Origin of the sequence: Fluviicola sp. (assembly GCF_039596355.1) — a bacterium.
GTDB lineage: Bacteria > Bacteroidota > Bacteroidia > Flavobacteriales_D > Crocinitomicaceae > Fluviicola.
The window spans coordinates 11138-29165 of sequence record NZ_JBCNJW010000016.1; the positions used below are offsets into that span (position 1 = coordinate 11138).

17 protein-coding genes are annotated in these 18028 nt (G+C 44.4%); 5 read left to right on the plus strand and 12 right to left on the minus strand.

Translation table 11 applies throughout. The annotated features are described in order from the left end of the window. Positions 1 to 250 precede the first annotated feature (250 nt). Positions 251 to 2218, minus strand: coding sequence for an SPFH domain-containing protein (locus tag ABDV94_RS19275; RefSeq protein ID WP_343748858.1), 1968 nt, complete (start codon positions 2216 to 2218; stop codon positions 251 to 253). 195 nt (positions 2219 to 2413) lie between these two features. On the opposite strand from ABDV94_RS19275, the gene ABDV94_RS19280 reads away from it, so the two are divergent. Beyond that, positions 2414 to 2587: a hypothetical protein gene (locus ABDV94_RS19280; protein ID WP_343748859.1), complete on the plus strand. Its 174-nt coding sequence runs from the start codon at positions 2414 to 2416 to the stop codon at positions 2585 to 2587. 403 nt (positions 2588 to 2990) lie between these two features. On the opposite strand, the gene atpG is transcribed toward ABDV94_RS19280, so the two are convergent. The 11 genes from atpG to ABDV94_RS19335 all read right to left on the minus strand — a co-directional run bounded on the left by atpG (position 2991) and on the right by ABDV94_RS19335 (position 13484). Next, positions 2991 to 3866: an ATP synthase F1 subunit gamma gene (gene atpG, locus ABDV94_RS19285; RefSeq protein ID WP_343748860.1), complete on the minus strand. Its 876-nt coding sequence runs from the start codon at positions 3864 to 3866 to the stop codon at positions 2991 to 2993. A gap of 68 nt (positions 3867 to 3934) precedes the next feature. Further along, complete coding sequence (atpA, locus tag ABDV94_RS19290) at positions 3935 to 5509, minus strand: F0F1 ATP synthase subunit alpha (RefSeq protein ID WP_343748861.1); 1575 nt, start codon at positions 5507 to 5509, stop codon at positions 3935 to 3937. 35 nt (positions 5510 to 5544) lie between these two features. Further along, entirely contained in the window at positions 5545 to 6078 is a 534-nt protein-coding gene (gene atpH / locus ABDV94_RS19295) for an ATP synthase F1 subunit delta (protein WP_343748862.1), read from the minus strand. Between the two features lie 9 nt (positions 6079 to 6087). Then, positions 6088 to 6582, minus strand: a complete 495-nt coding sequence (locus tag ABDV94_RS19300; RefSeq protein ID WP_343748863.1) for a F0F1 ATP synthase subunit B — start codon at positions 6580 to 6582, stop codon at positions 6088 to 6090. Between the two features lie 80 nt (positions 6583 to 6662). Next, on the minus strand, positions 6663 to 6875 hold the full coding sequence (atpE, locus tag ABDV94_RS19305) for an ATP synthase F0 subunit C (RefSeq protein WP_124747783.1): 213 nt from the start codon (positions 6873 to 6875) through the stop codon (positions 6663 to 6665). 26 nt (positions 6876 to 6901) lie between these two features. Next, complete coding sequence (gene atpB, locus ABDV94_RS19310) at positions 6902 to 8014, minus strand: F0F1 ATP synthase subunit A (RefSeq protein ID WP_343748864.1); 1113 nt, start codon at positions 8012 to 8014, stop codon at positions 6902 to 6904. Between the two features lie 330 nt (positions 8015 to 8344). Beyond that, positions 8345 to 8713, minus strand: a complete 369-nt coding sequence (locus ABDV94_RS19315) for a hypothetical protein (RefSeq protein ID WP_343748865.1) — start codon at positions 8711 to 8713, stop codon at positions 8345 to 8347. Beyond that, positions 8706 to 8939, minus strand: coding sequence for an AtpZ/AtpI family protein (locus ABDV94_RS19320; RefSeq protein ID WP_343748866.1), 234 nt, complete (start codon positions 8937 to 8939; stop codon positions 8706 to 8708). Before ABDV94_RS19320 ends, ABDV94_RS19315 begins: the two co-directional genes overlap by 8 nt. Before the next feature lie 17 nt (positions 8940 to 8956). Then, entirely contained in the window at positions 8957 to 11632 is a 2676-nt protein-coding gene (locus ABDV94_RS19325; protein ID WP_343748867.1) for a hypothetical protein, read from the minus strand. 267 nt (positions 11633 to 11899) lie between these two features. Further along, positions 11900 to 12556 carry a CvpA family protein gene (locus tag ABDV94_RS19330; RefSeq protein ID WP_343748868.1) on the minus strand — a complete coding sequence of 219 codons (657 nt, stop codon included), beginning with the start codon at positions 12554 to 12556 and terminating at the stop codon, positions 11900 to 11902. A gap of 217 nt (positions 12557 to 12773) precedes the next feature. Further along, on the minus strand, positions 12774 to 13484 hold the full coding sequence (locus tag ABDV94_RS19335) for a YebC/PmpR family DNA-binding transcriptional regulator (RefSeq protein ID WP_343748869.1): 711 nt from the start codon (positions 13482 to 13484) through the stop codon (positions 12774 to 12776). Positions 13485 to 13799: 315 nt separating this feature from the next. On the opposite strand from ABDV94_RS19335, the gene ABDV94_RS19340 reads away from it, so the two are divergent. From ABDV94_RS19340 to ABDV94_RS19355, 4 genes are all read left to right on the plus strand, one after another. Next, complete coding sequence (locus ABDV94_RS19340; RefSeq protein ID WP_343748870.1) at positions 13800 to 15224, plus strand: hypothetical protein; 1425 nt, start codon at positions 13800 to 13802, stop codon at positions 15222 to 15224. 109 nt (positions 15225 to 15333) lie between these two features. Next, a complete protein-coding gene (locus ABDV94_RS19345; protein WP_343748871.1) occupies positions 15334 to 15693 on the plus strand; it encodes a hypothetical protein in 360 nt (119 codons plus the stop codon). Between the two features lie 136 nt (positions 15694 to 15829). Beyond that, positions 15830 to 17173, plus strand: a complete 1344-nt coding sequence (rseP, locus tag ABDV94_RS19350) for an RIP metalloprotease RseP (RefSeq protein ID WP_343748872.1) — start codon at positions 15830 to 15832, stop codon at positions 17171 to 17173. 153 nt (positions 17174 to 17326) lie between these two features. Further along, positions 17327 to 17977, plus strand: a complete 651-nt coding sequence (locus ABDV94_RS19355; RefSeq protein ID WP_343748873.1) for a hypothetical protein — start codon at positions 17327 to 17329, stop codon at positions 17975 to 17977. Positions 17978 to 18028: the final 51 nt, after the last annotated feature.

The window sequence follows — 18028 nt, forward strand, 5'->3', positions numbered from 1 at the left end:
TATGAAAAATCGGTTTCCATTCCGGGGCGAAAGTTAGGGAAAAAGACGACAATTGTCGATATTTTAATTATCAAACAGTTAATTTCTTATCAAAAGAAGGTTGTTGACTACCTGTTGAAAGAAAAATCCCGGCCTCGAAACGGGAACCGGGATTTTTCAGTTTACTTCTTCACGCAGCAGAAATGCTCCCGTAAAGGAATACTGCCAAAAAGAAAAAGGAGTCCCGACTTCTGTCAGGACTCCCCCCCTTTTACTCGGTTTTCCCCGAGTTGCCCGATGATTTAGGTTTTACGTCAGGCTTTGTTATCTTCTGAACGACCTCGGTTTTCTTTTCCGGGTCCATCATTTCCATGAGTTTCAATCCCAGGAGTCCGTCTATTGCGGATCCTCCCTGCTGTCCGTTTCCTCCGATAAGTACATCCGGGATCAATTTGATTTTTCCTTTGGACAACTCTTCGGTGATCTTGAAGCGGGTAAAGTTTTCTCCTCCAAGCGCAGTTACGGCCAGTTCGTACGCTTCTGCGGTGGATTTACCCACTGCGAGGATTTTACTTGCTTCCGCAGCACCCGTTTTGGAAATCATTTCGGATTCTGCATCTGCTTTCAGTTTGATTGCTTCGGACTCTGCTTTTGCACGGGCTCTCGTTGCGTCTGCCTCAGCTAAAGCTCGCATTTTCGTAGCTTCTGCTTCCGCGTTCACTGCCAGTTTCACTCCCGCTGCGTCCCCTTCGGCTTTCTTCACCGCTGCATTTGCAGTGCGTTCCGCGATCTCCACACTTTGCTGTGCCTTTACGATGTCTTTCTGCATGTCGGCAATGGCGGTTTCTTTCTCCATCCCCTGGCGTGTTTCCTGTGCCTGTTTCTGGGTTTCGTAAGTCACCTTCTGCTCTTCGGCGATCTTACGATCCGTGAGGGTTTTCATCAGTGATTCCGGCGGCACGATGTCTCCGATCAGCGTATCTACCGCGTTCACGTTGTATTCGTCCAACACTTTCTTGATGTGTTCTTTTGCTGAATCCTGGCGTTCCTTACGGGTTGTGAGGAAGGCAATCACGTCGCTGTCCTGTGCCGAGTTCCGGAAGTAGTTACCAATCGTCGGTTCCAGTACCTGTGTTACCAGGTTCACCATGTTTCCGAAACGCGCAATGACTTTCGGAGCTTCTGTTGTAGGTACGTGGATGATCTGCGACACGTCGAGGTTGAACGGGAAACCGTCTTTCGAACGCACGGTGATCGTAGACAGGTTTTTATCCAGGTTGTGCGACTCGCTTCGTGCCTGTGCCCAGTTGAGTACCAGGTTGGTTGTAGGAACCAGCTCCACTTTCATCGTGTACTTGTTCACCGGGTATTTCCCCGGGCCAAAAGGTTCCGACCAAACCCCTTTGCTTCCTTTTTCCACGATGTTTCCGTGTTTGAAATCCGTTCCTGTCAGGTCTTTTCCGTCATGCCCGATGTACGAAATAACCACTCCCACATATCCGATCGGAATTTCTGTCATCGGGGTTTCTTCTACCTGGAGTGCCCACGGGTTCAGGTTGTAGGATCCTGCCAGAATGACTGTTGGCTGCAAACCGCGATTTCCTCCATTTTCCAGGAATTTATCGAAATCCTGAAAGTTGTTATGTCCCGTAACAGCTTTTCCTGCAATTTCACCGTGTTCGATCGGTAAGCCGTCCAGGGTTGTTACGATCCCTACCATGCTTTCGCGAATGCGTACCATATCTGTAATCGATATTTGGAACAACATCGTGTTGATACGGTATGAACCTGCAGTGATGTAGTTGGTTTGACGACCTCGCTGTCCGTTGTTTCTCAGGAACATGTCCGCATCCTGGAAGTTGTCGCATTCCACTCTTCGTCCGAGGATGTTCCCTGTCGGGATTTCAGCACCGTCTTTTGACAAAACCAGTCCGATCTTTCCTTCCGGAATCACGGTAAACTGTTCCATCGTGATTTCATACTGCCATACCCACATTCCGAAGTACAATCCCGGAGCAAGAGTTTTCGCCTGGAAACCTGCTTCCCCGTTTGTTGCAACGATTCGTCCGTCAGGAAGCTCTTTATTTTCGCCGAACAAGACGAACTTTTTGGTCACTAACCCGATCCGGTCTTCCGGAACGATCACCATTCCGAAGAGGAATCTCAAAATAAATTTGTAGAGGATTAAGCAAATCACGATTAATCCGATCCACCAATAACTAAGTAATAGTTCTTTCATAGTTTCTATTGTTTAAGTAAAAGTTTGGCACGCTACTTGCCGTTATCAAAGTTAAAAGAAACAGCTTTCAAAACTCCCGGTCGGATCCATTTTTCCCGCGCATATAAACCTGTGTCAGAAGCTTATGCACCGAATCCGGATTCCGAGCCGGGAGCGCCGTTGGCGGCAGGTTGACAGAACGAATTGCTACGCCGAATGGCAAAAAATCCGTTTGGTCAAACTGCCTTGATTTGTTTCTACTACATGATGATTCACTTCAGTATCGTACGATCCGCCGCTGCGGACGAACGTTTCTATTCCGATAGGAAGCTTGAGGGAAGTGGCCGGATTCCGGTGGGCTGTATCGCGAATGTGACATTCACGGAGTAAATGTATATATCTTGCAATATCCCAACCGGATTTTAGGATATTTTGACACTTAAGCCTGTATTTTTTTCACCGGGAAAATGAGCCTCAAAGGCCTGAAAAATTGGGCACTGAACACTGTTAATTAAAACTTTTCACCTTCCGGCAGATTTTGTGATTATTTTTTAATTCGTCCAATTGAAAAGATGTCTTTTCCGGTCGTTTTGGGGTTCTGGACTATGAAATGAATGCTCTTACAAAGGTGATACAAGCGATTTCAGAGAATAAAATAACTCAAGCAGTGAAATGCTTCAAAAACCGGGAATAAACAAAAAAGGCCCTCATTTCTGAGAGCCTTTTCAATGTTATTCTATGGAATCTGCAACTGCAGGAATGCTTGTTGCATTCTCACCAGCGTAGCTGATTCTTATCCGTTCAATGCTTCCGCACCACCTACGATCTCGAGGATTTCGTTGGTAATTGCCGCCTGACGCGCTTTGTTGTAGCTCAGTTTTAAGCTTCGCTGCAATTCTTTCGCGTTATCAGTTGCTTTGTGCATGGCAGTCATACGCGCACCGTGTTCAGCAGCGTGTGAGTCCAATAAAGCTTTGAACAATTGAATTTTCAATGTCTTCGGGATCAATTCTTCTACGATCTCTTCTTTGGAAGGTTCGAAGATGTAGTCTCCTACCTGCTTATCGCTTTCCTGTGCAGTCGGAACAATCGGCAGTAATTGTTCTTCTTTCACTTCCTGTGAAGCAGCGTTGATGAATGAGTTATAGATTACAACTACTTTATCGTACTTCTTTTCCAGGAATGCCTTCATTGCAAAATCAGCAACTACAGACACGTTGTCAAATGATAAGTCAGCGAAGATATCTTCAGCAATGGCCGTTCCGGATGTATTGAAGTACATATCGGAGCGTTTGAATGCATCTTTTGCCTTCTTTCCAAGACATAGCAAACTCACGTTGGAGTTTGGATATTCTCCGGTGATCGCCAAATTCACACGTTTGATTACGTTGTTGTTGAAACCACCACACAATCCGCGATTGGATGTTACAGCGATGATCAACACGTTTTCAACCGGGCGGGATGCTGCTAATGCATTTTCTGAAATATCCAGAGAAGCTGTCAAATTACCCAAAATTTCCTGCAACTTTTCAGCATAAGGGCGCATTTGAGTAATCGCATCCTGAGCACGCTTTAACTTCGCAGCAGAAACCATTTTCATCGCAGATGTAATCTGCATAGTAGATCCTACTGAAGTAATTCGATTTCGTATTTCCTTTAAACTTGGCATAATTCTAATTTAGAATTGAAAAGTGACCTCGACTCCGCTCGGTCAACTTTTCAATTTTCAATTCTTAATTAATATTTTGAAGCGATTTCTTTCGCAACTTTTCCTAGTACGTCTGTATCAGCGTCTTCGTATTTCCCTGCTTTCAGGCGAACCAATACATCTGAATGTTTTGCTTCCAGGAAGTCCAGGTATTCTTTTTCGAACTCTTTCACTTTGCTTACAGGAACGTTTTGCATCAATCCTTTTGTACCCACGTAGATGATTGCAATTTGCTTCTCTACCGGGTAAGGATCTCCTTCGCGCTGTTTCAAAATCTCGAGGTTACGAGCACCTTTGTCCAATACGGATTTTGTAGCTGCATCCAAATCAGAACCGAACTTAGCGAACGCTTCCAATTCGCGGTACTGAGCCTGATCCAGTTTCAATGTACCTGCTACTTTCTTCATGGATTTAATTTGCGCGTTACCTCCTACACGTGATACGGAGATACCTACGTTGATCGCCGGACGGATACCTGCGTTGAACAAGTCACCTTCCAGGAAGATCTGTCCATCAGTAATCGAAATTACGTTTGTAGGGATGTATGCAGAAACGTCACCAGCTTGTGTTTCGATGATCGGCAATGCAGTCAATGAACCACCACCTTTCACGATTCCTTTCAATGATTCAGGAAGGTCGTTCATCTGAGCAGCGATCTTGTCATCAGCGATGATTTTAGCCGCACGTTCCAACAAACGGGAGTGAAGGTAGAATACGTCACCTGGGTAAGCCTCGCGACCCGGAGGACGACGCAATAACAGGGAAACCTCACGGTAAGCAACTGCTTGCTTGGAAAGGTCATCGAATACGATCAATGCAGGACGTCCTGAATCACGGAAGAACTCACCGATTGCAGCACCCGTCATTGGAGCGTAGAACTGCATAGGAGCCGGATCAGAAGCATTTGCAGCAACGATTACCGTGTAAGCCATTGCACCTGCATCTTCCAATTTCTTATAGATTCCCGCAACTGTAGAACCTTTCTGACCTACTGCAACGTAGATACAGAAAACCGGTTCACCGCGGTCGAAAAATTCTTTTTGATTGATAATCGCGTCAATCGCAACCGTTGTTTTTCCTGTCTGACGGTCACCAATGATCAACTCACGTTGTCCACGTCCGATCGGAATCATCGCATCTACTGCTTTGATACCTGTCTGAAGCGGTTCCGTTACCGGCTGACGGAAGATAACTCCCGGAGCTTTACGCTCGATCGGCATTTCGTACAATTGACCAGCGATCGGTCCTTTTCCGTCGATTGGCTCTCCGATCGTGTTTACAACGCGACCAACCATTCCGTCACCAACGTTAACAGAAGCAATGCGGTTCAGACGTTTTACCGTGTCACCTTCTTTTACAGAAGAAGAACGACCCAACAATACGACCCCTACGTTATCTTCTTCGAGGTTCAATGCGATTCCTTGCAAACCACCATCGAACTCAACCAATTCACCGTATTGAACTCCTTTCAATCCGTAAACGCGAGCGATACCGTCACCGATTTGTAAAACTGTACCTACTTCTTGCAACTCAGCTTCCGAACGGAATCCTGATAACTGCTCTCTTAAAATTGCAGAAACTTCTGCTGGTTTAACATCTGCCATGTTTATCCTTTTTTATATTGAAGAGTTACCTCTTACTAACTTGTTAAACGTTGTTTCAATTTATTGATTTGAGATGCTACGGAAGCATCAATCTGGTTGTCACCCATACGAACGATAAATCCTCCGATCAAGTCCGGATCGATTTTTTCCGTCAGTTCAACGGTTCCGGAAGTGGAAGCCTGCACTTTGGAAACAATCTCGTTTTTCACTTTGTCATCCAGTTTTTGCGCACTGATCAAAGTAACCGGGATAATTCCCTGGTGTTCTTTCAAAATGGCATCAAAGGATGCTGCAATCTGTGGTAAATATGCCTCACGGCCATTTTTCACGATCAATTCAACGAACGAAGCTGTTGCTTTATCGAACTGATCAAATACCGCGTTCAATACAGCAATCTTTTTGTCTGCTTTCACGACCGGACTTTCAAGCATCAGCTCCAGGTCGCGGTTTTCAGCGCAAACAGTTGCCATGTACTTCATATCTGCCGCGATAGCCTCTACTTTGTTTTGCTCGATCGCTAAATCCAACAAAGCCTGTGCGTAACGGGAAGCTGATTTCGAACTCTTCATTTCTATCGATTAGTTCAAGTTAATATCACCTGCCATTTTCTCTGCCAACGCTTTTTGCTTCTCATCGGAAGACAATTCTCCACGGATGATTTTTTCAGCGATCTCCAAAGAGATTGCAGCAACCTGCGTTTTCAATTCTGCAATTGCAGCTGTTTTCTCCGAATTGATTGTTGCACGCGCTGACTCAACGATTTTGTTTGCTTCTGCTTTTGCAGTATTCTTCGCATCCTCTACCATTTTCACAGCTGTTTCTTTTGCATCTTTCACAATTGCATCACGCTCCGCTTTTGCTTCTTTCAACAAGTTTTCATTCTGAGCCTGCAATGCACGCATTTCTGCTTGTGTTTTTTCAGCCAATTCCAATGCATCGGTGATTTTCTGTGCACGTGCATTCACGGATGTCAAAATCGGTTTCCAAATAAATTTGGTCAAGATGAACAACAAAAGCAAGAATACCAATCCTGTCCAAAATATTAAGCCTAAATCCGGTGTAATTAAACCCATTGTATTTCTTATTTAGTTTGAATTTTTTCCAATTTAAAAAAGAGCTTGCCGCAACCAACCGTTACAGCAAGCCTTTACAATTACTTCGCGTTTCCTAGTAGACCAACTACTACACCGAAAAGAGCAACCCCTTCGATCAACGCCGCAGCGATAATCATCGCTGTTTGAATTTTTCCAGAAGCTTCAGGCTGGCGTGCGATAGCGTCCATTGCTGAACCACCGATTTTACCAATTCCCAATCCTGCACCTAAAACTGCAAGACCTGCTCCGATTGCTGCGATACTTCCGTACATCTGTATATGTATTAAAAAATTACTAATTAATGGTGCGCTTCTTCCACTGCTGCTCCGATAAACAATGCTGACAGCATGGTAAACAGGAACGCCTGCAAGAACGCTACTAACAACTCCAAAACCGAGATAAACAATGCCATCGGAACGGATAGTGCTCCCCAAGCCATGTTCTGATTAATGAAGATGATTGAAATCAATGCCAATACAATGATGTGACCTGCTGTCATGTTCGCAAACAAACGAACCATCAATGCGAAAGGCTTTGTAAAGATCCCTACGATTTCAATTGGAATCAGGATGATCAATACCGGCCATGGAACTCCCGGCATTGCAAAGATGTGTCCCCAGTAGTTTTTGTTTCCGGAGAACAACGTCACCAACAAGGTTGCAACAGCCAGCAACAAGGTCACTGAAATGTTACCTGTCAGGTTTGCTCCACCAGGAATGATCGGAACCAATCCCAACAAGTTGTTGATGAAGATAAAGAAGAAGATCGTCAACAAGTAAGGAACGTATTTTTTGTATTTGTGCTTGTCGATGTTTTCTTTCGCGATATTGTCCTGAACCATGACGATCAATACTTCCAGGTATTTTGCCAATCCTCTAGGAGCTACCGATCCGTTTTTCTTATAGAAACGTGCTACGCTTGACAGGATCAACAGGATCAAAACCGCCCCGAAGAACAAAGACAATACGTTTTTGGTAATCGAAAAATCCAATGGTTTGATCGCTCCATGAACGTGTCCATCTTCGAAAGACAGCTCTCCGTTTTGCATCTTGTAGATTTTCTCGTGGTACATTGCGTAACCAGCTGCAGGACCAACTCCTTTCACGTAATCTACTGCTGCGTTTGTCTTGTGATCAAGAGAAGACGCATGCTCTCCGTGGTAAAAATGCCTGGAAGAAAACGTTTTCAATCCACCATCAATCAAAATAACCGGAAGGTAAACGGAAGTACTGTTGTGATGTCCTCCCCATAAGTGCCACTCGTGTGCATCCGAGATGTGATGCATGATCATTTCTCCTACCTCAAACTCTTCTTCAGGAATCGTTTCTTTGTGATTAGCGTAAGAAGGGGTTAAAACGAGCATTGCTGCTACTAAGGTAAAAAATCGTTTTGCACTGAGAATTAATGACATCGCGTATTATTATTTAGATAAAACCCTAAATTTTGGCGCAAAGGTAGTTAATCTTTCAGAAACACCAAGAAAAAATTGAAAACAAATGCGTTTTTACCACATTCATGGTAAGCAAAAGTTGGTTCGTGAAAAGAAATGATTTTCAAGCGGTTGTTTTGAGGGGATTTCGGGGAAGGGAAACGGGTTGGGGTGCGTTGATCAGAAAGGTAGCAGGCCTATTTTTTCCACACCATTTTACAAATTTACAAAATGGTGTGGAAAGTCCGGTTTCACTGGGCAAATAGATACAACTTGTCCCGCCACTGCGGGATGTCTATCCATCTTTTTTAGTTAGTTCTTTCGCACTTTCACCAGCATCCAAAGCGCCTGAACAACCAGCATCGCCAGGAAGAAGCTCATGAAGTACCAAACGAATTCCTGGAACGATTCTTTCCAGACATACTTAACGATCAGTACGAAAAACAACACAAGGATCATCTGGATAGCTGTACCCAAAATAAAACGCTGTGCCTGGGATTCTGCACTGGCATTTTTCCCCGACATCATAATGGCAGTGCTTCCGGCGAAGATCCCCAACAAACCGACAATTCCCGCCAAATGATTAGCAGGAATGACCCAGTTCGATTTCATCCCGATCATCACCAGGTAGACCAAAGCAATCACTATCAGGCTCGCAAAAGCCCCGATTCGTTTATTCATCTTCTTTTTCTTTTGACATATTGATCACTTCCCGGATGATGAGATACATAGCCGCCGCAACTCCTGTGAGCGTGCAGATCAACGTGTACATATTTCCTCCGGGATTGTATTTTCCGTCCAGCCAAACTCCTAAAAAAGCAGCTCCGGCAATGATTGCTCCCATCTGGATGGCAGCTCCGCTGAACCGGACGTAGTTCTTAATCTGTTTTTTCGGCTTATCATCCATAACCTCACTTATTTGAATCAATAGTTCTCGTCAAAGAACAGCTGGTACTCATCGAGTTTTCCAGTATCAAATAAGGTAAGCAAATTTTTCTCGGAAATAAACAAAATTTTCATTTTTTGCATATCCAGCAGGTGATTTCGGGTGCGCTTGTAGAAGGAAACATAAGACCCCGCTTCTAGTTCATCCTTGAATGGTTTCACCAGGATCACGTTGTCGTTTTTCAGCACTTTGGAAGTCACATTCAAACGAAGCTTGCTGTAATACTCTTTGTTGAAGTCCACCACCCGCGTTTTCGCCACCACGTTGTTGATTTTGTCCGTCAGGAAGATCATCACCAGCATCGGTTCGCCTTCTGAACGGGTGTAAATGCTTTTCTTCTCAAAATTTACCGGTTCATTTGCAGAATATCCCCCCAGGATGATTCGCTTCATTTCTTCGGCCTTCGCAGACTCCGGTGTTTTCGGGTAAAGTGCAATCAGGGTATCCAGGGTAGGCAGAACGGATTTTTTATCCTCGTACATTTTTGCCTGTGCCATTGCTTTCAGCAGCAGGTATTTGCTTCTGTACGGATTGTCTTTCTCTTCTGCCAGAACAGTGTTCGCCTTCGCAACAACCGGGTAATACAAACCTCTTTCGAAACGATCCAAATCGACCAGGTAAGCTTCCTGCGTGAGCTTTTCCCGTTCTTTCTTCTTGATGAAGTAATCCGGATCTCTCAGGTAACCTGCATAATCGGATGTCGGGTAATTGATCAGAATATATTCCTTCTGCTCCACCGCAGCCTGGTCTTCCGGATTGTGCAATTTATAAATCTGATATGCCGCCATGAGCTTCATATCGCTGTTAAAGTCTTTTTCCAGCATCGTGCGATACTGCTTTTCCGCAAGGGTTGTTTCATTCAACTGCTCGCTGTAAATCCCTCCGGCATCGAAGTAGGCATTCATCATTCTTACACGGGATGCCTGCAAAGCAGAGTCGGACAACGGTAGTTTGGCAACCAGCATTTCCGGCGTCAGTGAATCCAGTACTGTTGCGCCGTTATCAACCGGAGCTTTGGCAGCCGTGGAACTGGTGTCGGATTCATCCGAAAAGCCTGCAAACACAATTTTCTCGGATCGCCTCCAATCGTCCTCGTTTTCACGTTGTCCCCACTGCCGTCTGAATTCCTCGAATCCTTCGTTTTTCGTTTTGTCGTTATTCCAGTAGAATTTATTTCCACCTCCGCTGGCAGCCGCTTTTTTACTTTGGGCCTCCTGCAGTGCAGCCAAACGGATTGCATCCTGGCGCTGGCGTTCTTCTTCGTCTTTCTTCAGTTTTTTGATCACTCCTTCGGCAAATTCCAATTGTTCGGAAGGTGTCAGCTTTGCAATACGCTGCACACTGTCTTCGTACTGAGCCGTTTCGATTGCTGCAACCAGGCTCTGAAGCTTGGATGCTTTATTCTGGATTGCTTCGTAATTCGGGTATGTTTCCGGGATCACTTTTGCACAGCTGTCGTAGTATTTCTGTGCATTCAGGTAATCCTTCTTTGAAAAGCTCATGTCTCCCAGCTTTTCATAAGCCATCCCTTTCTGACGGTTATTTGCAGTGGAGTAAAATGCCGATTTGGTATAGTTTGTCTTCGCGCCTTCTTCGTTGGATTCAATCTGATCCATTTTCCCCAGCGTAAAGTAAATCTGGTCTTTGAACTCCGCATTTTTTGTATCACGAAGCATTTTTTTCAGGTTCTTACGCACCTTGTCTCCACCGGCATTCAATGCATTTTTCAAACTTGCATTGAAGCTCATTTCATAACCTGCATTGTATTTCAATACGCGTTGATAATGGTAAGCAGCTTTTGCGCGGTCTCCCGTCGTTTCGTATAACTGTCCGAGGATGAAGTTCACACGCGCTTTGTCTTTGGATTTTTTCGCGTACTTCAATGCTTTGGTCAATGCTTTGATTTCTCCGTCGATGTCTTTTCGCTTCTCACAAAAAACAGCACGGGTAATCGACACATCGTAACGCAGTTTTTTCGGAAATTTCGCAGGTTCTTTATCTTTCGCCTTCTTGCTCTTTTTCTTTTTAGACTTGGATTTCGATTTCGAGGATTTCGCTCCTTTCGGACTTTTTGAATCTCCATTTTCCATGGATTCCTGTGCTTTCTCCAGGCTGGTCAGTGCAAAATTCGCTTCGGTAAATTTGCCTTGCTCCATGTAGGTTCTTGCCATCCACATTTCTGCGATGTATGCTGATTTGTCTGATGCAAAAAACTTCTTGGTGTATTCGAAATTCTTGAAAGCCAGGTCGTAATCGCGGCGGTAGAAGTTTGCAATCCCGATCGTAATCCAGTTTTCGTCGATCCAGCGGTTGTGTTCTTCTTTTTTAGCAGATGGTTTTTCCATCGACGGCATGGCGTGGCGCTGGATGACCTTGGTACATTTGGAAATGGCGGTATCAATCGGGGCATACATATTTTTCACCTCGTCGTCACTAGGCAGAACCAGGATCGGAAGTACGGAATAGTAATCCTCTTTTTTGTTTTCGCGATAGGTTTTCATCGCTCCTTCCAGCAAGTCATTTGCATTGAAGTAGCCGTTATAGTGTGCCGTTGTACCGTGATACGCCCTGCTCAGCAAGGTGTTCTTCTCGGTAGAACATGCCCATATCAGGGATATGATTCCCAGGTAGATACAAATATGTAATTTCTTCATTCGAATGAATAATCTGCGCCGATGTGATTTAAGATTAACTTACAAATGACAAATATATTGTTTTGAAGAACAAAACAATTCCAAATCCGGTAATTAGATCGCGGGTTGTGGTAAAAAAAGAGGTTTGGGGGCGGTTTTGAGGTAGTCATTTTCCGGATCACCATTTGTACAAAATACGGATAGACATCCCGCAGTGGCGGGACAAGTTGTATCTATTTGCCCAGTGACAGCAAGGGTTTCAGGAAATTCCCAATCCTCTTTTCCCTTTCAGGGTTTCACCACCGGCGCTTTGTCGCCATATTTCTGATGAATTTCCAGGATTTGTTTTGCATCATCGGCATCAATCCCCAAACTGTCAGCAATCTCTTTAGCACGCAGTACCTGGTCTACGGTCAACCCGGTGCTGTCCGTTTCGCTATGCAATGCATTTTTCAGGAAGATCGTGCTTTCTCCCAGAGCCGGAACGGTTTTCGTTGAAACGTTCTTCACCGGTTCATAAAGCAGGGAATTGGCTTTCGTTTTCTGTGGGAAGAAGTTGCTTTTTTCGTCGTAAGACTCGACCAATACTAACAGCACACTCACAATGTAAAGCGACTTAAGCGTGGCAAAGATTACTCCTAAAAACTTATTCAACGGTGACAGTTGAACCACTTTGATCATTTTCTCGACCATTTTTCCACCGAAGTAGATCATGGCTCCCACTCCGAGGAATGTGAGCGTGAAAGCAACAACCGGCAGGTACTCAGAATCCCAGTTAAAGGAAGTTTTCAGCCAATTGGCGGTGTAATCGGAGAAATGAATTCCCACATAAATACCCACCAGGATGGCCAGCAACGTAAACAATTCAATGATAAAACCGTGCTTGAAGCCTTTGTATGCTCCGTAAAGAATCGGGATGAGAATCAGGATGTCCAGGAAATTCATGTTCCAAAATTGGGAAATTCCGATTCGGAATCATGGAGAATGATCAGAAAGATACAAACGTCGGGTTGTTTATTCACGAAGCTGAAGCTATCCGTTTGGGAACGATACAATCCTGACAATCTACTCCGTTACTGTCCCGATCACCCGACAGGATAAAGCGGAAAAAGAAAGGGGCACAATACATTGCGCCCCATCCGTTCTATTCCATTCTGTTTCATTACCCCATATTGGTAAAAATTTGCTGTACGTCGTCGTCGTCGTCGAATTTATCCAGCATTTTTTCGATATCGGCCAATTGCTCTTCGGTAAATTCAACCGGTGTTGTCGGGAAACGCTCCAAATTCGATTTCAGAACTTCAATGCCACGCTCTTCCAATGCAGAACCAATGGTTCCGAAAGCTGTATAATCTCCGTAAATAAAGATTCGGTCATCTGTTACCTCAATTTCTTCACACCCGGCATCGATCAATTCCAATTCCAGTTCCTCCGGATCGAAAGCACCTGTATTTTCCAATTCGAATACTGACTTTCTGTTGAACATGAATTCCAGCTGCCCGTTCGGAACAACTCCACCACCGGCTTTATTGAAGTAAGATTTCACATTGGCAACCGTACGCGTAGGGTTATCGGTTGCACACTCCACGTATACCAATACTCCGTGCGGCCCTTTACCTTCGTAATCTACCTGGGAGAAAGAAGCAATATCTTTTTGGTTGGCTCTTTTGATAGCCGCCTCAATATTGTCTTTCGGCATGTTCTCTGCCTTGGCATTCTGAATAGCAGTCCGCAACTTGGCATTTGTAGCAGGATCCTGTCCTCCTTCTTTTGCTGCCATCGTAATGGCTTTACCAAGTTTCGGGAACAATTTGGACATTTTTCCCCAACGTTTTTCTTTCGCTGCTCTGCGATATTCAAATGCTCTTCCCATTTCAAGTGTTTTATATTGTCGCAAAAATAATCAAAGAAGTTTTAATTGAAAATGCGTCCCGATAATTATCAGAAGGAAAATTGAACAGATGCTGGTGGATGAGGGGAATTAAGACCTGGAGAGACAAGACGCTGAGAGACATGACTGCAAGAGTCAGGACTGAAAATGGAGCGTGTGAATGTGTTGAGACAACAACTCACAGTTCTTGAAGTCTTGACTCTCCCCATCGAAAAGTCCTGCCTCCAATAGTCGCGATTCCTTTTTAACTTCTCACTTTTCAATTTTACCTTATCATAAAGTTAATATATTTACAAAATGAACCTCAGAACGATCATTTTTATGGTTTTAAGCCTGATCTCGTTCGCTACAAGCGCGCAGGACAGTGCGTTCCATCGTCCGGGGTTTCAAACCAAAACCAGTCTGGTCTATTATTATTTCTGGGAGGAAAACGACGACGGCAGCATCTCCCCTTCCTGCATTTACACTCCTTTCAGTTTAAACCGGGTAGTTCTGATTGATCCGGTAAAATCCTCCAAAACCTGTAAACTCAGCGATTCCCTTTTCATGCATGAAGTGGAATCAGTCGGAAGGAGCTACCAGCAAAACAAGGCGGTTTTCACCAAACACAAACAACATCACACCTTTCGGTTCAACGTAAGCTGGCCGGAAAAACCGCAAACGGTCGTCTATATCAAACGAAAAGGCCAGTGGGCCAGTTACCCGATGTCGCTCGTACTGTATTTTGATGCCGATGAATCCGGGAACACACGTTTCAAACAAGCCGCTTCTGAGATTTATTTCGGAACAAATCCCGGAATTCCGATTGTGTACAGTACCTACCGGGTTTATTCTTTCTTTCAACATGATCACCCCGAAAAAACAAAACCTGTATACCAGCACCTGCTTGCTTTTACAGGCGAAGAGTTGAGTGCTCAACTCACAGGTAACCTGATTCCTGAAGCAAAACGCTACCTGGTGTTTGTGAACGGCTACCGCGGACCGAAGTTCGACAAGGAAGAGAGCCGCAATGAAGTTTATATGAACGACCGCACCAATTACTGGTTCAAAATCGACGACCGGTTCATTCAGCGTCTGCATCCCGACACGAGTTTTTACCTCGACGGGAGCTTTTCCGTAAAGACTTCCAATCATTACTCCAAACTGAAATTCGGCTGGAGCTACATCCGTTCCATCCATGCAAAACCGGGCAAAAAATCCGCCCGGAAATATTCCCGGCTGAATCAAAAAAGCAACACGGCGGGTTTTGATTACCGCTATCAAAAAGGCATCACCGCAGGAAAAGCGTTTCTGAATCAGATTCAAAACACTCCGAAAAGCTACCTCGTCAAAGACACCATCGATTTGGTATGTCACAGCATGGGTTATGCCTATACACTGGGGTTGATCGAAACCATCAAAGAGCATGTGGTTCTGGGAAAAATTTACCTGATTGCTCCTGAAAACGGCGGTTACAAAGGGATGGATTGGAATTTGTTTGAAGAAGCCTGGCAATACGGCGCCAACCTGGGAGAAAAAATACAGGATCCGCTGAGCTACCAGGACGGTGTTGCTCCTCAAACGGCTGTTTATGGAATCCTTGCCCAACAGTCCGCCCATGTCGGGAGAATCTTCTCGCCTGCCGGCTGGCCCAATAAACATTTTGTGCATTCACACATGGTCTACAGCTACGACTGGATGTTCGACCGCATTCAAAAAGGACAAGCGGGATACATTCATTAATTCCCAATTGCAAATGCCGAATTACGAATTAACTGTTTTTAGGGAAGTCTTATCACTTTTACATGCTCCGTTCTCCATTAAGAAAGACTAAATCCGTAATTTTGCATTTATGGATTACGCATTGGAATTACGTTACCAAAACCTCATGAAACAATTGGAACCGACTTTCGGCCCGGGCATGGATCTGCAGGCTGTTTTGTTCCTGATCGGCGTGGAGGAATTGGGAGTAGGATATAAAAAATTTAAAAAGCACGAGAAAACCGATTTGATGCACGTGGCAGTCTGCACCCTGCTGGAGCCATACGGGTACTATGCGTTCAAAGGAAGAGATCCCGAAAACTGGCCTCATTTTGATTTTGTTAAAGAACTTCCTCCGCTGAATGAAACGGAGCAGCAGGCTTTTATGAAGGAAGCCATTGTGGAATACTTTGAACACCACGGGTACTCTACCAAAAATGTACAACCTTGATTTAGGCAATAGTGAACAGGCAATAATAACTAGTTAAGAAGTTAGCGGATTATTCACTCTGCTACTAACAGCTATTGACTAATCACTAATGGCTATTGACTAATTAACTATATTTGTTCCACTTTAAATAAAAACTATGGATTTTTGGGTTCGCGCAGCTCAGCTGATTTTATCTCTTTCATTGCTTATCGTATTGCATGAGTTTGGGCATTATCTGCCTGCTAAATGGTTCAATACGAAAGTCGAAAAATTCTACCTGTTCTTCAACCCGTATTTTTCTGTCTTTAAGAAGAAAATCGGAGATACAGAATGGGGATTGGGATGGATTCCACTGGGAGGTTACGTGAAAATTGCCGGAATGGTAGACGAATCTATGGACAAAGAGCAACTGGCACAACCGGTTCAACCGTGGGAGTTCCGTGCGAAACCGGCATGGCAGCGCCTGATCATTATGCTGGGCGGGATCATCGTCAACATCATTGTTTGTTTCGTGATTTACATCATGGTACTGGCTGTTTGGGGCGAAGAAAAAATCGACCAGACTAAAATGGTAAACGGTGTTTCTGTGAATCCGTATATGGAGCAGTTCGGTTTCCGCCAGGGAGACAGAATTCTGACTGTTGACGGCGAAAAATTAGACGAATTACAGCAACTGGGTGGTGAGATCCTGATCTTCAACAAACGTCATTTTAAAGTACAGCACCAGGACGGAAAAATTGAAACGATTGTCCTTCCGGAAGATATCGGAAATAAAATCTGGGAAAACGGTGCGGAAAAGAACACGTTCGGCTTCCGTTTCTTCATGCCTAAAGTAGACAGCGTTTCTAAAAAATTGGCTGCAGGACGAATCGGGATCAAACCGGGAGACCAAATCCTGAAGGTGAACAATCAGACAATTACATTCTACGATGAGTTCCAGTCGCAAATGTATCACAACAAAGGGAAGAAAGTTTCCCTGACCTTGCTGAGCGATGGAAAAGAAATCGGGAAAGAAGCTTTGATCAACGGAGAAGGAAAACTGGGGGTGAATTTCGACGAGAATGATTTCCACGCAAGTTCGGATACCAATGCCGTGTATACACAAAACTATTCGTTCGGAGAAGCATTTGTTTCCGGGTTCGGGAAAGGACTTCGCACGATGTACATGAACGTGGCACAGTTTAAATACGTGGCAACTGCCAAAGGAGCTAAATCGGTGGGAGGTGTCGGTTCGATCGGGAAATTGTTCCCTGCAACCTGGAACTGGCAGGCTTTCTGGACGCTGACGGCGTTTTTGTCTATGATGCTGGCGATTATGAACCTGCTTCCGATTCCTGCACTGGACGGAGGACACGTGATGTTCCTGATTTATGAAATGATTACGGGAAGAGCTCCGGGACAGAAGTTCATGGAATACGCACAATATGTCGGTTTCTTCCTCTTATTAGGATTGATCCTGTATGCGAACGGTAAGGATTTGATCGGGGCGATTACGGGGTAGAAAAGGTTCAATGTATTCAAACGGACTCTGTTTCAAACTATTGAACTTTTCAATTCGTTGAACTTCCGAAGAAAATTAAATTTCAGGAAATACATAAACGGTGGCATAAGTCGAAAGATTTATGCCATTTTTGTAGTGATAAAAAATATGCACATGAGACAATTACTATTATCTATTTTATTCCTTGCGACTGTTGGAGCCTCCGTAGCACAAACCAAGGGACAGATTTCCTACTCCATGGATTTTTCCAGTGACAATCCGGAAATGGCTGCTGCGCTCCCAATGATGCAGGGTTCTACGATGGAACTTTATTTCATGCCCGGAAAATCAAAAGTTGACATGGTTATGGGAGCTTTCATGAAAATGAATACCATCGTTGATGTCAAAGCTGACCAGGGATTGATGCTGATGGAAATGATGGGCAACAAGATGGCTACCGAATTGAAGAAAATTTCTGCTAAAGCAACTGAGAACAAAGAAGAGCCTAAAGTAGAAACAACTTCCGAGACAAAAGACATTATCGGTTTCAAATGTACCAAAACCATCGTTCGCGATGCTGATGGCGGAGAAACCATTATCTGGGTTGCCAAAGATTTGAAGGCTGTTCTTGCAGGACAAAAACAGTTCACTGCAAAAGGAATCGACGGAGCTCCACTGGAATTTTCGACTGAGAAAAACGGGATGACCATCCATTTCATTGCAACGAAGTACACTGAAAACGTTGACAAGAAAATCTTCAGTTTGAAAGTTCCGGAAGGATACACTGTGATGACAGAAGAAGAATTGAAAAACCTGGGAATGTAATTCCTGTTCCTGAAGAAATAAGAAACCCCGGATATTCTCCGGGGTTTTGTT